8 protein-coding genes and 1 pseudogene are annotated in these 15956 nt (G+C 49.2%); 4 read left to right on the top strand and 5 right to left on the bottom strand.

Going from position 1 to position 15956, the window contains the following annotated elements:
- The 5 genes and pseudogenes from JX312_RS02175 to JX312_RS02195 all read right to left on the bottom strand — a co-directional run.
- Window positions 1–196: pseudogene (locus JX312_RS02175) on the bottom strand (hypothetical protein); the annotation flags it as partial.
- Window positions 197–223: 27 nt separating this feature from the next.
- Window positions 224–2488 carry a GH92 family glycosyl hydrolase gene (locus JX312_RS02180; protein WP_204456865.1) on the bottom strand — a complete coding sequence of 755 codons (2265 nt, stop codon included), beginning with the start codon at window positions 2486–2488 and terminating at the stop codon, window positions 224–226.
- Window positions 2489–2578: 90 nt separating this feature from the next.
- Entirely contained in the window at window positions 2579–4081 is a 1503-nt protein-coding gene (locus JX312_RS02185) for a hypothetical protein (RefSeq protein WP_204456867.1), read from the bottom strand.
- Window positions 4082–4180: 99 nt separating this feature from the next.
- Window positions 4181–5923, bottom strand: coding sequence for a RagB/SusD family nutrient uptake outer membrane protein (locus tag JX312_RS02190; RefSeq protein WP_204456868.1), 1743 nt, complete (start codon window positions 5921–5923; stop codon window positions 4181–4183).
- A gap of 40 nt (window positions 5924–5963) precedes the next feature.
- Window positions 5964–8915 (bottom strand): TonB-dependent receptor, encoded by a 2952-nt coding sequence (locus JX312_RS02195; protein WP_204456875.1) that lies wholly within the window; start codon window positions 8913–8915, stop codon window positions 5964–5966.
- A 450-nt stretch (window positions 8916–9365) separates the two neighbouring features.
- Between JX312_RS02195 and JX312_RS02200 the strand changes: the two genes are divergently transcribed.
- The 4 genes from JX312_RS02200 to JX312_RS02215 all read left to right on the top strand — a co-directional run.
- A complete protein-coding gene (locus JX312_RS02200) occupies window positions 9366–10565 on the top strand; it encodes an MFS transporter (protein ID WP_204456870.1) in 1200 nt (399 codons plus the stop codon).
- Window positions 10562–11449 (top strand): PfkB family carbohydrate kinase, encoded by an 888-nt coding sequence (locus tag JX312_RS02205; protein WP_204456872.1) that lies wholly within the window; start codon window positions 10562–10564, stop codon window positions 11447–11449. Before JX312_RS02200 ends, JX312_RS02205 begins: the two co-directional genes overlap by 4 nt.
- The gene (locus tag JX312_RS02210) at window positions 11446–12747 is read left to right on the top strand and encodes a histidine-type phosphatase (RefSeq protein ID WP_123403889.1); all 1302 of its coding nucleotides are present in this window, start codon (window positions 11446–11448) and stop codon (window positions 12745–12747) included. Before JX312_RS02205 ends, JX312_RS02210 begins: the two co-directional genes overlap by 4 nt.
- 25 nt (window positions 12748–12772) lie before the next feature.
- Window positions 12773–15956 (top strand): alpha-N-acetylglucosaminidase TIM-barrel domain-containing protein (locus JX312_RS02215; protein ID WP_204456873.1); only part of this gene is annotated, 3184 nt, incomplete at its 3' end.

Here is a 15956-nt window from a genome sequence, read left to right on the forward strand (position 1 = left end):
CGCTCCACCATTTAAGATTTCTTTCTATGCCCCAGTGTAATGTCACTCCTCCATCGCCTTGCGGCTCGAAAACATACCTGAACTTTCGGGTCTGACCATGAAGCTTATAGACGAACCTGAGCGTATCGGTTTTCTCAACCGCATATAATCCAGATGCGGAAAGCAACACCATCAGTATCAAAAACAACTTTTTCATAATGTCTTTTTTATCAACTTTCAACTGTCATTCCTGGTCTGCAAACATCACAGTCCCCCACTTCTTCGGTCGCGGACCCATTTTAAGCCTCAGCTCACCACCTTTCATGATATCCGCGTGTCGGATAGCAGAATAAGGATAATCCTTGCCATTCAAAGTTGCAGATTGTATGTATCTGTTTCTCTCAGAAAGATTTTCGGCACGNATGGAAAAATTTCGGTCATTACCGAGAGTGAAAGTCGCGGATTCAAGCACAGGCGTATGAATCAGATAATAATCCTGACCGGCGTTAGGATACAGACCCGTCATGTGAAACACGAGCCACGATGACATCGCACCGGAGTCGTCATTGCCCGGAAGCCCTTCGGGAGTGTCTGAATAATTGTTTTCAATTATCTCAAGCACACGGTCACTGCTTCGGTCCGGACGTGAAATCCAGTGATAAAGGCATGGAGACAGGAAAGACGGCTCATTGTTGACATTGAAATAATTCTTGTCAAAGAATTTGTCGAGTCTGGTCTCAAAATCCTTTTTACCCCCACACTTCTCGATAAGCCCCTCTACATCATGGGGTATACTCAACGAATATTCCCAGGAGGACGCCTCATAGAAGAACATGCTCCACCAGGGTGTATACCAGGGTCCTTCGAAGGTCACAGGCGTGTACTTGAACATCGGTCTGCGCTTCTGCGAATGCCCGAAAGGGATATAATCAAGCCAGTTGCCGTCTTGGTCACGCGGCATGATAAAACCTTTTGTTCCATCGTGTTCGTAATCGTCACGCCATAGATTTTTCCAGTTCTCTGATTTCTTCAGATATTCGGAGGCAAGTTCGTTGTGCCCGAGCCCCTTTGCCACAAGGTGTATGGCATAATCGCAATAAGAGTATTCCACGGTGCGGTTGCCGGCACGGGGAATGCCGTGTGGTATATATCCCAGTTCATTATATTCCCGTAACCCGCCACGACCTTCTGCTTCATGGTTGCCTCCGGGGTCGACAGTCGCATCCTTTAGCATGGCTTCCAACGCTAAATTGTAGTCTATCCCTTCGAGACCTTTCACAAATGCATCTGCTATCACAATTTCGGCGTTTGAGCCTCCCTGTGTGCGTCCGTTAGCATTACCGCTGCGGGCATCGGGCATATATCCGTCCCGTTTATATATGTTTATAAGGGAATTTACTATGTCCGTTTCGCGGAGAGGACCTACTAACGTTATCAGAGGTGACGATGTGCGGTAGGTGTCCCAGATTGCATAGAAATCATCGTAATATGGGCAGGGGTCTGTCCATAGCGGATTCTCTCCGCTGCGGTCCACCGGCATTATCATCGTGTGATAAAGTCCTGTATAAAACATCCTCTTGTGCTTATCTGATGTTTTAGGGTCGATCTTGACTCTGTTTAATATATCCTTCCAGCTGCAAAGCAATTTTTCGCGTAGGTTATCGAATGTTTTCCCCTCGGTTTCCCTTAAAAGGTTTTCTTTCGCTTTCAATGCGCTTATGAAAGAGATTCCGATTCTTATGTTCAATGTTTTTACAGACGGTGTGAATTGCATTAACACACCTGTCTTTTCTCCTGAGTCATATTGGTCTTTGCTATCTGAAATTTTACCGCTTTTCCATGTAGCAGTCCTGATTGCCGGGTTGTCGGTGACCAGATAGAAATATACGGTGTATGCCCTTCCGTTGTTCCATCCACCTCTTATGCGGCTATGCCCGCAAACTTCCCTGTCTGACAGCACTTGCACTTCCGAACCGACAAATTGTTGAGCTTCGCGGGCATCAGGCACAGGACTTTCTCCCAAGAAGAAGCCCGCATCAATCATAAGTGCCGGATTCTTATTCCCCGGATATGTGATTCTATAAGCAGATGCTTTTGATGCCGTTGTTATCTCAGTCTGAATTTTGCTGTTCGCGTATGTTGTTGCATAGTAACCTAATTCAATAGTCTCCTCAGCCCTGTAATCTATGTGGCTTATACTGTTAAGTTCTCCTTCGAAAGGCTGGATCAATATGTTACCATATTTTGGACCGCCACCTGTGCCGCTCACGTGCACCTGGGAGAAGCCGTTTACCTGTACGGGCATAGGCAGCCATCCGCTATTGGGCGATGACGTGCAATCTGGTGACGGTTTGACCATTCCGTAAGGCATTGACGGACCGATGAACACCCGACCAAGACCTTCTGATCCTATCTTTGGGTCTACATAATCTGTTACGGATGCATTTAAATGCAATATGCTCAGCAGCAAAACAGCTCCCGACAGGAAACGTTTGAATTTGTCAGCCATATTAAAAGAAACTTAGAGCTTGTTTAAAAATGAGACGCAAGAGGCTACGGCCTCCTGCGCCTCGAAGGTATAGGTTAGATTGAAATTGTATTATTTGATAATGCGTTTTGTAACCTTGTTACCCTGCTTAACGATATAGATGCCGTTTTCAGGATTAGCTACGCGGATACCCTGAAGGTTGTAGTATTCAACAGGTGCGTTTTCATCCTCAACCACAAGGTCGGAAACACCGGCTCCTGCATTTTCATCCCAAACCTTGAGAGTCTGATCTGCCCAGGCTTGCCAGTAACCGTCACTTGTATTGGTGTTTTTTCCCATACCGACCCATACCTTGGTAGGCTCGGTAAGTTCGAACTCAACATACTGATAATACTTCTCAGGCTCGTTTACGAAAGCGGCTGCTGCCTCACGCTCGTTGCCGGAGTCATGCCAATTGATAACTTTGTTTCTTGTTTCGTAGTCGCGAGTTGCCTCCTTTCCATATGTGTTGTTATCCGGCATTTCGTCAAAATTACCTTTGCAGATCTCCCAGCAGTCTTTGATACGGGTGCGAACATCTTTACCTTCAGTCAATTCACCAAAATCCTCCGACCAGTTGAGGTCTTTGGGACAAGTTTCATTCTGCGACATGAAAATATAGGCATGGTCATAGGTGGTCTGTGCCTCATAATCATTGGCGACATACCAGTCTTTCGGAGTTCGGTTAACACGCCCGTATGCATCAGCCTCATCGCCTGATTTATGGTTGAAATATTTTCCTTCAGGGCTTACTGTGGAGCCATAACGATGGAATGTCAGCATACCGAAGCGATATTTTCCGGCGGGAAGCTCTATCTGCTGTCCATATTTGTAGGGAGAGCCACCACACTTGCGATAGTCACCGCCTCCGGCACCGTCTTTCTGCATATCGGGTGTTTTTTCTTTATTTTCTGAATTAAAGTTGTCCCATTCGCGCTTGCTGTCGAGACCGGTGCTGAAGTCTCCGTTTTCGAGAGTAACCTCTCCATTGGGTCCTACGAGCTTGAAGTTGTCGAATGCGCACCATTCATCATCGTAGCTACCTGTATTGGCGATACCGATCACAAGATCTCCGCCTTTATGTTCAGTAGTTAAGGTGTTGACATATTTGCCGGCTTTGAATGACTCGTTGGCATCCCAAAGTCCATTGGGGAAATGCTTTTGGGGATCATAAGTTTCTCCCGCTTGAGGTCTTTCTTTAAGTTCGTCAACAAGACCGACAACAGTTTTTTTGTCATTGCCTGCGAAAATATATGCTGTGTAGAGAGCATCGTTGCCTTTCATATTCTTTAAAGAATAATCATTGTTTCCGCAGCGGTAGAAAGCGTTGCAGGTGAGTGTATATGATCCTGCAGGTGCATCGGGAATAACACGGTAAAGACGGAATGCACCGTTCCAAACCTCTCCGACTCCCTCTGCACAGCCGGTGACTACACCTTGCCAGCCGGGAATATAGGCGGCATCTTTTATATATTTGTGAGTGACATCCACCCAGTTGCCGGCACTTGCTACAGCTGCGAAAGCCACTGTGGCTCCGGCTACAATAAGACTGCGTTTTAAGTAATCAGTACGCATAAGCTTTAATTTATTAGGTNAATTATAAGGTTAATGTTTTTTTATTTTAGAAAGAGTCTCCACCGCTTTGAGGGCGGAGACTCTTTGTCTGGATTCGATTCAGACTCCTTGGTAGCCGGGATTTTGGCTCCAGTTTGTATTTGAATTGAGGATGTCCTGATGGATAGGCATCAGACGTCGGTTGGGGTCTTTTGCTCCTTGACGCTCCACCCAATGGAACTCGGTGTGTTCCGCATTGTCCCACACTTTGTAACGGTTTTTCTCGCCCCAGTCTGCCTCGAACTGACCGAAACGAATAAGGTCGTTGCGTCGCCAGGGTTCAAGTATGAACTCTCGTGAACGCTCGTCAAGAAGTTCCTGGAAGCTCGGTGTGCCCGTTACGTGCGGAGCGGAAGAACAGTCACGCACTTCGTTCATCAGTGAGGCGGGTGTTGCACCAAGTGTTGCCGTGGCACCGCGCATAATGCACTCTGCTTTGGTGAGAAGGATATCGGCATAGCGGAAGATTGGATAGTCGTTTGCCTGCTTACGCTCCCAAAGCGTGAAGTCTTCAAGACGTGGAGGATATTTGCATAGACGTGCGCCTTTCTGAATGTTCAGCAATGCTGTGCCGTTTGCAACTGTAGTCTTGTTTACTGCAGGTAGAGATTCGTCGCCAAGCGAATATATGCTTCCGTCATCGAAATCAAAGTCTTCCCTATAATTCAACTGGCCGATCATTGTATTGGGCTTTGTCGGATCCTTATAGAGCATCACGGGCTCATTCGTAAATTCATAATTGGCATCCATCTTGAATTGAGGTCCCTTGAGCACAATCTTGTTACGCTCGTCGCCTGGAAGGTTGAAGCGTGCTGCGGCTTCTTTGGTCATGACAGTGTTTCCGGCGGTGGACATGGGGTTTTCCCATCCATAAGGTGGGNGTAATAGAAGTCCCTCTTTCTTGAAAGCGAACCAACGGTGCCAAGTGGTGGTTCCATCGTTTTTAGTGGCTGGATCTACATCATGTGCGTAGATAAAGTNCTTGATGTGAACTCCATTATCCGGAAAGAATTTTTTACGGTAGCCTTTGCCTACCTCGAAAATTCCGGACTTGATAATTTCATCGCACCATTTCACGCAATCGTTCAGTTTCTCGTTGGGGGTGTCATTGGTCACGGTGGTGACAGGGTTGGTATATACTCCCCAGTTGAGATAGAGTTTCACAAGTAGAGATGCTGCCATCCAGTAGTTAGGCTTGCCATAGGTGGAGGCGTCATTCTTCTTGCTGAGTCCGTCTTCCTGGCTGAGGATTTCGAGAAGCTCTCCCTCAATCCATTTTGCAACATCGGCTCGGGGCTGACGGTCTATACGTTCACCTTCCTGCACGACATGGTCAATAATGGGCGCATCGCCATAGAGTTCCATCATCCAGAAATGATAGTAGGCACGCATGGCACGCACGGGAGCCACTATGGCATCCTTATGTTCCGGACCTCCATAGGCGAGAATCTTGGAGTTGCATTGGGTGATACCCTCCATGCAACCACCGATCATGCGGGTGCTCCAATTATTAAGGGTGAGAGAATGGATGGATCCGTTGATGGCACGTCCATCGTCATAATAGTTGCCGATGGTGTAGCATATGCCCATTATCTCGTCTCCCTGATTTACAACCGCTTCGTTGAAGTCGCGGCTGAACCAGCTGTAGAGATAACGGTAACAGCTGTTGAATTCTCCTTCTACCGCGATCGGGTTGTCCGGTAGGGTTTCATATCGAGTGTCAAGGTCTATATTGAGGTCGGTGCAGGCGGTCATTCCAATGGAAGCTGTGCCCAGCATCAACGCTTTTATATATGATTTCATGATCATTTTTTCGGTTTAATCTTAAAAATCCTGTGTTTTCTTAAAAATTGACGTTGAGACCAACGAGAATCTGACGAGTGCGGGGATAATGGTCCCAGCGGGTGTCGTGTCCCGGTTCAAGTNCTCCGAGATTGATTTCCGGATCGCGACCTTTATAGCCGGTGATCGTGAAAACGTTGTTGGCGGATACATAGACGCGAATGTCGCGGAGCCAGCCGTTGAAGCAGTTGCGGAATGTATAGCCGAGAGTCACTGTGGAGAGCTTGAAATAGCTGCCGTCTTCGAGATAACGGTTGGAAGGATAGTGTGCAAGACCATCGGTGGCGAGTTGCTCATCGCGCACGGATGCGAGCACGTTTTTACCCTGCGATATTGCACCGATATAGGAGAAGTAAGCGCGGGGTTCGTTGAATATCTTCTGACCGAACACTCCGGTGAAGAAGAGATTGAGATCGAAGTTCTTCCACGTCAGGTTATTGTTCCATCCCATTGTGAGTTTTGGTTGGGCGCTGCCAAATTTCACGCGATCCTTCTCTCCCGGGTTCTGCGTTGTCATCCGGTTTCCGTTTGCATCCAGTTCGTATTCGCCGGTATTGACATCGCGCGAATAGAATGTTGACTGTCCTTGCTCGTTGTAGCCTGCCCACTCCCAGAGGTAGAAAGTTCCGATAGCCTCGCCTTCAACGATGCGCTGAGTTGAGCATCCCTGCGACAGACCGGGTAGGTTCGGGTCGTAGCGGTTTAGGACACCGGCGTTAAACTCAGAGTTGGATACTGATACCACTTTATTCTGGTTATGCGAGAAGTTGAGTGATGTGGTCCAGGTGAAAGGTCCCTGGAAAGGAACTGCATTAACTGAGATCTCGACACCTCGGTTGCGCATCCTTCCTACATTTGCCGTGAGCTTATCTACAGGATATATGGCTGTTGACACAGGATAATCCCAGATCATGTCCTTAGTGTCTTTGTTGTAATATTCGATTGTACCGTTGATGCGACCTCCAAGGAAAGCGAAGTCAAGACCTATATTGAGCATTGAGGTTGTCTCCCATTTAAGGTTGTCGTTCACGTTGCGTGCTGCATTGAGGCTCTTGTAGCTGTGTTCCACACCATTTTCGTCTACATATGTGAAACGGGAACCTGCCTGATAATAGAAACGGGAAGTGTAGGCGTCAAAACCTTTAGCGTTACCGCTCTGTCCCCAGCCAACGCGGAGCTTGAGGTCATGTAGCCAACCTGCGCTCTGTTCCATGAAGTCTTCCCCTGTCACGCGCCATGCCACGGAAGCTGAGGGGAAAGTAGCCCATTTGTTATTAGATCCGAAAGTAGAGGCTCCGTCACGACGTACAGCTGCCTGAAGGAGATACTTGGATTTATAGGAATAATTGGCACGTCCGTAGAACGAAATCATTCGGGTCTTGGAATAAAGTTTGCCCCAGACAGGATCTGTATCCCATGAGTTTGCCATACCTATGTCGTTCCAGCCAAGGGAGTCGTCATAATAGTTGTAGCCTTTTGCACCGAATCCTTCTTCGTCTTTGCGCTCTTCCCAGGAATAACCTGCCATGAGTGCCATGCGGTGATCCTCACCGAAGTCTTTGTCATAGTTGGCAAAGATTTCCATAAGCTTGCTTTCCCAGTCAAGAACTTCCCGTGTGGTCTGACCATGACGATGATTGGTCTGCGATTCGGTAGAGAGATATTCCTTGTAATTCTTGTTCTGGTTCTCATAGGCGAAGTTGCCGTTGAGGAAAAGTCCTTCAAGGATTTTCAGACGAGCCTTGCCCGTTACTTGCCAACGCTTGAAAGTTGCCATAGAACGATCTTCATATACCTGTGAAAGAGGGTTGTAATATTGAGATACATCTGTATTGGAATACCACGATCCGTCTTCATTGCGCACCGGTTCAAGGGGTGAGTAATAATACATTGCCTCGTATACTGAAGCTCCCTGCTTGTTGCGGGGGACACCCGATTCATTGCGGATGTTGCAGTTGACTCCGGCTCCCAAAAGGAGACGGTCTTTGAGAAGTTTTGTTTCAACATATGCACGTGCCGTGAAAAGGTTGTTGCCTACGCCTTTTATAATACCGTCACGCTTGATATAGTTCACCGAAGCGTTGTAGCTCGTGCTCTTGGTGCCACCGGAGATGGAGAGGTTGTGATTAGTGGCGAAACCAGTGCGCTGTGTCTCTTTTGCCCAATTGGTGTCGGCTCCTTTGTCATTGGGGATTGGAATATTGTTCTCCTCGGCATATTGACGAAGCTGCGAGGCTGTCATCATTTTATGGTCGTTGGCGATGCGCTCCCAGGATACGTAACCCTGGTAGGATACACGAGCCGGACCATCCGAGCCTTTTTTAGTAGTTACAATGATTACACCATTGGCAGCCTTTGAACCATAGATGGCTGTAGCCGAAGCATCGCGGAGCACATCGATACTCTCAATGTCGGCAGGTGGGATAAGGTTAAGGTTCACTCCCGGGATTCCGTCAACAACATAGAGTGGTTCTGTTGAACCGTTGAGAGTGGAAGCTCCACGAAGTGTCAAAGAATTGACACCACCGTTAGGGTCTGAGTTCTGCACTACTACAAGTCCGGGAACCTTACCTTGTAGCAACTGACCCGGATCGGTGTAGGAACCTACGTTGAGGTCTTTGGAATTGACAGTAGTGATGGAACCGGTAAGGTCTTTTTTCTTCATTGTGCCGTAACCGATCACAACCACCTCGTCGAGAACCTCATTATCTTCCTTGAGGGCGATGTTTAGATGAGAACCCTTCACTTCAACCTCTTTTGACACATAGCCCACGTAGGAGACACGTATCTTCTTTCCTTGAGCAACGTTCAGTTTGAAATTGCCGTCGATGTCGGTCGAGGCACCGACAGTAGTTCCGGGCACCACGACACTCGCGCCGACCAGAGGTTCGCCGGCTTCATCGGTCACTGTACCTGTCACACTTGTCTGAGCATTGATTGTAAAGGATGTCATAAGGCACACCAAGACGATGGTGAGCCATTTCCATTTTTTAGCAGCAGGGGGGGCAGTATATTTCCCACCGTGCACTTGTCCTGAATTACACATGATGTAAGGTTAACTTAAGTTGTTATTATAGTATCGCATTCTTGATAAACCGCAGATATTCAACACATCTGAATAAAGTCTTATCAATCTACTTTACTGCATCTGAAGTTTTGTCGTTGCAAATATAGCAATCATAAGTGTAAAAACTACACTTTTTAAGCATTTTAACACATTTTAATTATCAAGAATGATCCATTGGTAAGCAGTGCCACATCTACATAATGCTATTTTACTAATTCTCAGCCGAGTAAAGACATACATATACGGCTGCTTTCACGAGGATAAATTGCCAAATTACTCAGGTTGGAGATTTTTTTATTAAATTTGCAATTTCTAATAAAATTAAAACCTGACAGAATGAAACTTGTAAGTAAGAAGTATCTGCTACCATTCATACTTATTACCTCCCTCTTTTTCATGTGGGGATTTGCCCGCGCGATTCTGGACGTTCTCAACAAACACTTTCAGGAGTCATTGGAAATCTCCATCACGCAATCCACACTCATACAAGCCACTACATATCTCGGCTATTTTCTGATGGCACTTCCTGCCGGTATCCTTATCACCCGTTTCGGATACAGGAGAGGTGTAGTGACCGGACTTCTTCTTTTCGGAATCGGAGCATTGCTGTTTATTCCTGGTTCAGCCATGCTTTCCTTCCCTATATTCTTAGTGGCGCTTTTCGTGATTGGCTGCGGACTCGTGATGCTGGAGACATCGGCAAACCCCTACGCGGCTGAATTAGGCGACAAGGCAACGGCGGCGTCACGCCTTAATCTGGCGCAGTCGTTCAACGGACTGGGGTGTATACTCGCTCCGGTGATTGTGGGAGGTTTCCTGTTCTCAGGCGGCAGCGGCGGTGTCGAAGTGCCCTACACCATCATGGGTGTGATTGTACTTGTAGCCGCGCTGGTGTTTTCACGCGTCAGCCTTCCTGAAATCTCAGACAGCTCTGAAACCGAAACCCGCCACTCCACAGCTGACACTGGTCTTGCGGCTACAATCCGCGACCTATGGAAAAGGAAAACTTTCCGCTACGGACTCCTCGCGCTGTTCTGTTATGAAGTTGCGGAAATATCCATAAATTCCCTTTTCATCAATTACGCCACCTCAGACGGCTGGATGGACAAAGCCACGGCATCGTTGGTTCTTTCGTTCGGCGCTTTGGGTCTATTCATGGTGGCAAGGGTAGCGGGCAGCGCGATCATGAGCCGCATTAAAGCCGAGAAAGTGCTTCTCGTCTGCGCGTTGATGACCGTTGCGGGAGCTGTCGCCGTCACTCTTGATCTCGGAGTGATATCGCGTGGCGGAGTTTTTATATGCTATGCGTTCGAGGCGATAATGTTCCCTACAATTTTCGCAATCACCATCAGGGATGCGGGGAAGAATGTGAAAATAGCCTCCTCTTTCCTTATGATGACACCCATAGGTGGAGCCGTAGGCACCTCTCTGATGGGAATAGTAGCCGACGCCACATCCATGTCCACGGCATTCATAGTGCCAGCCGTCGGTTATCTCTTCGTATTGATTTATGCTTTAAAACTGAAAACAAAATGAAAAATATATGCTGCATCGGGCACATCACGCTCGACAAGGTAATAACTCCGCGTTTTGAGGCGCATATGCCCGGCGGAACAGCTTTTTACTTCGCCAAGGCTCTCAAGAATTTCGACCATACCGGCTTTACCCTCGTCACCTCCCTTGGAGAATCAGAGATGGGGGTTGTGGAGGAACTCCGTTCCGAAGGAATCGATGTCAAGGTGATTCCAAGCCGCAAATCCGTATATTTTGAAAACAAATACGGTGAAGACATGAACAACCGCACCCAGCGTGTGCTTGCCAAGGCAGACCCTTTCACCGCCGAGAACCTCCGCGATATCAACGCCGACATATATCACCTGGGCACACTCCTTGCTGACGATTTCGACCTTGACACCATCAAGGCACTCGCCGCCAAAGGAACAGTGGCTGTGGATGTGCAGGGGTATCTCCGCAAGGTCACAGGCGAGGACGTCGTGCATGTCGATTATGACAAGAAACGTGAGGCAATGCCGTATATCTCCATTCTTAAAGCCAACGAAAAGGAGATGGAGGTTCTTACAGGCACGACAGATCCGCGCCGCGCCGCCAAGATACTTTCCGGCTGGGGCTGCCGCGAGGTGCTTCTCACTTTGGGTGACAAAGGCTCCATTATCTACACAGAGGGAGTCTTCCACGAGATTCCCGCATTGCCGCCAGCCGACCTCGTGGACGCCACAGGCTGCGGCGACACCTACATGGCGGGGTATCTCTACAAGAGAAGCCGCGGTGCCTCCTATCAGGAATCCGGCACTTTCGCAGCCGCGATGTGCACCCTTAAACTCCAGGACAAGGGACCCTTCAGCGGAACCGAAGAAGATGTGGAAAAACTCATACGCAACTCCCTAAAAAACTCACAATGAAAAAATTAATCCTGATCAGCACCGCCGCGATGATGATGACATCATTCTGCGCAAGTGCAAAAAAAGAGAAGCAGACAAAAATTGTCAATCCTGCGGACATGGAAATCCGCAGGGAGATTGCCGCGACACCCGAGAAGTCCGGAGGCATCTATTACGCTTATCCGTATAGCACAGACTCCCTGGCTCCCGTACCGGCGGGATTCGAACCCGTTTATATCAGCCATTACGGGCGCCATGGCTCGAGATGGCACACATCCGCCAAACTTCACGACAATACTCTGAAAGTGTTGCAGAAGCAGTATGCCGCCGGCAATCTGACAGCCGAAGGTGAAGAAGTCATGAAGCTTGTGGAGATATGTCGCGATCATACAAAAGGTCATATCGGCGAGCTTTCGGCACTCGGCGAGCGTCAGCACAAAGCCATCGCCACCCGTATGTGCGAGCGTTTCCCATCCCTCTTCAAGGATGGAGACGTGATTGTAGCAAGGAGTTCCACCGAGCCACGGTGCATCATTTCAATGGCGGCGTTCTCAGAGGCTTTGAAAGAGTATAACCCAAGACTGGAATTACAACGCCACGCCACACCCGGCGACATGAATTTCATCGCGTTCCACACACAGGAAGCGCTTGACATTTACAAAAAGCCTCAGGAATGGAAGATTCCTTACGACAAAGCGTGCGACTCTCTCTATCAATGTAAAGCCACAGCATCAAGACTGTTCCGCGACCCTTCGAAGATCAAGAAACTTCCGCAGGTAATGAAAGATCTTCATCATGTGGCGATCGCAGTGCAGAACGTAGACGGACTTGATGTGAATCTTCTTACGCATTTCAATCATGAAGACCTTTACAACCTTTGGAAAGGGGAGGCATACAGACAATATGTGCGTCATGGCAATTCAGTCGATGGCAAGCGTAACGGTCCGCAGTCATCAAAAAATCTTATGAAAGACATCCTTGACTGCGCAGATGAGAGTCTTGCCGGGAAACGCACCGCTGTCGATCTGCGCTTCGGACATGACGTCTTCCTACTGCGCCAGCTCGCACTTATGGGAATAGAAGGCAGCGATGACGAGGCGCGGGGGATAGACGAAGCGTCAAGAGTATGGCAGGAATACCGCCTCACACCGATGGCAGCCAACCTTCAGATCACAATATTCCGCAATGCGAAGGGTGAGGAAATCGCCACCGTGCTCCTCAACGAGCGACCGGCAAAGATTCACGGAGTCAAAGAGTATGCTCCGGGTTATTACCGCTGGAGCGATCTGAACGCCAAATGGAGAAAAACTCTGGAATAAGAGAGAAAACTTATTATATCTCACAATGAATAAGCGATTTGCACTAACAATTCTGGCGACTATGGCTATAACTGCCACCGGTTTCGCCAAAACCTTGAAATCAGACCAGATCTCTCAGAAAATGCTTAAATGCCAACAGATCCGGACTGAGTTTAAAGCCACTCCCGAGAAAGCAGGCGGCATATATTATGCCTACCCCTACTCCACCGACTCTATGGCTCCGGCTCCGTCGGGCTATGAACCTTTTTATATCAGCCACTACGGACGCCACGGTTCGAGGTGGGTCATAAACAAGAAGCTCCACCGTCTTGTGGCTGACGCACTGCGTGCCGAGCAGAGTCAGGGGAATCTGACAGACACAGGCAGAGAGGTGCTCGACAAAGTGGAGAAGTTAGGGAAACACACCGAAGGACACTGGGGAGAACTGACCCCGCTCGGAGAGCGCCAGCACTCGGGCATCGCCGACAGAACGGCAAAAAGATTTCCGGGGCTTTTCAAAGGGAATGCAAAAATAATCGCAAGGTCATCGACCGAACCGCGATGCATAATCTCCATGGCAGCCTTTACCGAGGGATTACAGAAAAACAACCCAAACCTCACCATCGAGAGACATGCCTCCCCCGGCGACATGAAGTTTATCATGAGACATAATGACGAAACCCGCATGCTGGAGAAGAAGGATGCCGACTGGAGGAAGCGTTTTGCCTCTGCCAAGGATTCTCTCACACGCTCGGTGACAACAGCCTCGCGCCTGTTCACAGACCCCGGCAAAGTTAAAGATCTGCCGGGACTCATGAGGTATATCTATGATGTTGCCATAGACGTGCAGGATGTCGACGGCATTGACGAGGACATATTAGGCGTATTCGATCCGGAAGATCTCTATAACCAGTGGAAGTGCTCAAATTACCAGATGTATGTTTGCCATGCAAATTCTCCCGACGGTACAGGAGCAGGACCGAGAAGCGCGACAAACCTCCTCAACGATATAATTGACCGCGCCGATGAAGCAATAGCCGGAAAGAGACCTACGGCAGCAGACCTGCGTTTCGGACACGACACCGCACTGCTCCGTCTTCTGGCACTTATGGGAGCCGAGGGAGCGGATGCTTCAGTGAGCGGTTTCGAGAAGGCGACGTGCGTCTGGCAGAAACAGAACCTCACTCCCATGGGGGCGAACCTGCAGCTTATACTGCTTCGTAACTCCGCGGGAGACATACTCGCCGCACCGAGACTCAACGAACGTCCGTTGCGCATCAACGGCGTGGCGGAGGCGACACCGGGATACTACAGATGGAACGACCTGCGCAGGATATGGAAATCCACCTGTAACCCGGTGGCATCGCTGTTGGAAAGGGTATGTCCGGGAAGTTCCCGCAGATTCATCTTCGAGCAGACAGACACTCCGGATGAGTTTTTCGAGATTTCCGCAGAAAACGGCAAGCCCGTGATCAAGGGAAACTCCGCAGTCAACATAGCCTCCGGACTAAACTGGTATCTGAAATATTACACAGGCATCCATCTGAGCTGGAACATGATGACTGCCGACTTACCGGACGTTCTGCCGCTACCGTCGCGTCCCGAGCGTCATGTCACAGATGCCGCACAACGCTATTACCTTAACTACTGCACGCATTCATATTCCATGGCATTCTGGGACTGGGAGAGGTGGCAGAAAGAGATTGACTGGATGGCACTACACGGCATCAACATGCCGCTTGCGATCACCGGCACCGATGTCGTGTGGCGCAACACCCTGCTTCGTCTCGGCTACAGCAAGAAAGAAGCAGACGAATTTGTTGCCGGTCCGGCATTCCAGGCATGGTGGCTGATGAACAATCTTGAAGGATGGGGCGGTCCCAACTCGGAGAAATGGTATGAAGACCGCGCAGAACTTCAGGACAAGATCCTCACCCGCATGCGCGAGCTGGGTATGGAGCCTGTGCTTCCGGGCTATTCGGGCATGGTTCCCCACGATGCCGAAGAACGCTTGGGCATGGATGTATCCGGGAAAGGGATATGGAACGGTTTCGTGCGTCCCACATTCCTCAAAAGCACCGACCCGCAGTTCAACAAAATCGCTGACATATATTATGATGAGTTGCACAAAGTGAGCGGTGTTGCCAAGTATTACAGCATGGATCCATTCCATGAGGGAGGAAGCATCGAAGGCGTTGATCTCACCGAAGCAGGAAAGATCATAGCCGGTGCCATGAAACGCGCCAATCCGGAAGCGGTATGGGTCATACAGGGGTGGAACGAGAACCCGCGGGCAAAGCTTTATGCCGGCATTCCAAAAGGAGACATTGTGGTTCTCGACCTCGCATCTGAAATCAAACCTCAATGGGGCGATCCCGACACACCGTCCAAAACTCCACGTCCTACCGGCTACGACGGACAGGACTGGCTATGGTGCATGCTGTTGAACTTCGGAGGGAATGTAGGTCTTCACGGAAGACTCGACAATGTGATCGGAGGTTATTATAAAGCTCGCGATTCACGTTTCGGCAAAGATATGACAGGCATCGGTCTCACCCCGGAAGGGATCGAGAACAACCCGGTGATGTACGAACTTGTATCAGAGCTTATCTGGCGACCCGAACAGTTCACCAAGGAGAACTGGCTCGAAGGTTACTCCCGCGCACGTTACGGCAGCAAGAACGCGAATGCCGAAAAAGCATGGAAGATGCTTGGCGCCACAATCTACAACTGCCCCTGGGGGATACTACAGCAGGGCACAACGGAGTCGATTTTCTGCGCCCGTCCATCGGAAAAGGCTTGGAAAGTATCAAGCTGGAGCCGCATGAAACCTTACTACAAGCCGGAGGATGTGATTGCCGCCGCGAAAAAATTCGCTGCTGCCGCTCCTGCTCTGAAAGGGAATGAGAATTATCGCTATGACCTTGTCGACATAACACGCCAGGCAATAGCCGAAAAAGGCCGTATCGTCTACACAGAGATGCAGAAAGCATTGAAGAGCAAGGATATGGAAACATTCAGACGCAAGTCCGATTCTTTCCTTTCCTTGATAAAGCTTCAGGACGAACTTCTTTCCACACGTCCGGAATTCAGTGTGAGCACATGGATAGACGATGCCCGCCGACTGGCTCCGACAAAACATGAACGAGACAATTTCGAAAACAATGCCAGACTTCTTATCACCACCTGGGGACCGCGTGTGGCAAGCGAAGACGGAGGTCTGCGCGATT

Origin of the sequence: Barnesiella sp. CU968 (genome assembly GCF_905219685.1) — a bacterium.
GTDB lineage: Bacteria > Bacteroidota > Bacteroidia > Bacteroidales > Muribaculaceae > Lepagella > Lepagella muris_A.

Coding starts and splice junctions, on each gene's coding strand:
- JX312_RS02200 (WP_204456870.1), top strand. CDS start 9,366: ATGAAACTTGTAAGTAAGAAGTATCTGCTACCATTCATACTTATTACC.
- JX312_RS02185 (WP_204456867.1), bottom strand. CDS start 4,081: ATGCGTACTGATTACTTAAAACGCAGTCTTATTGTAGCCGGAGCCACA.
- JX312_RS02210 (WP_123403889.1), top strand. CDS start 11,446: ATGAAAAAATTAATCCTGATCAGCACCGCCGCGATGATGATGACATCA.
- JX312_RS02205 (WP_204456872.1), top strand. CDS start 10,562: ATGAAAAATATATGCTGCATCGGGCACATCACGCTCGACAAGGTAATA.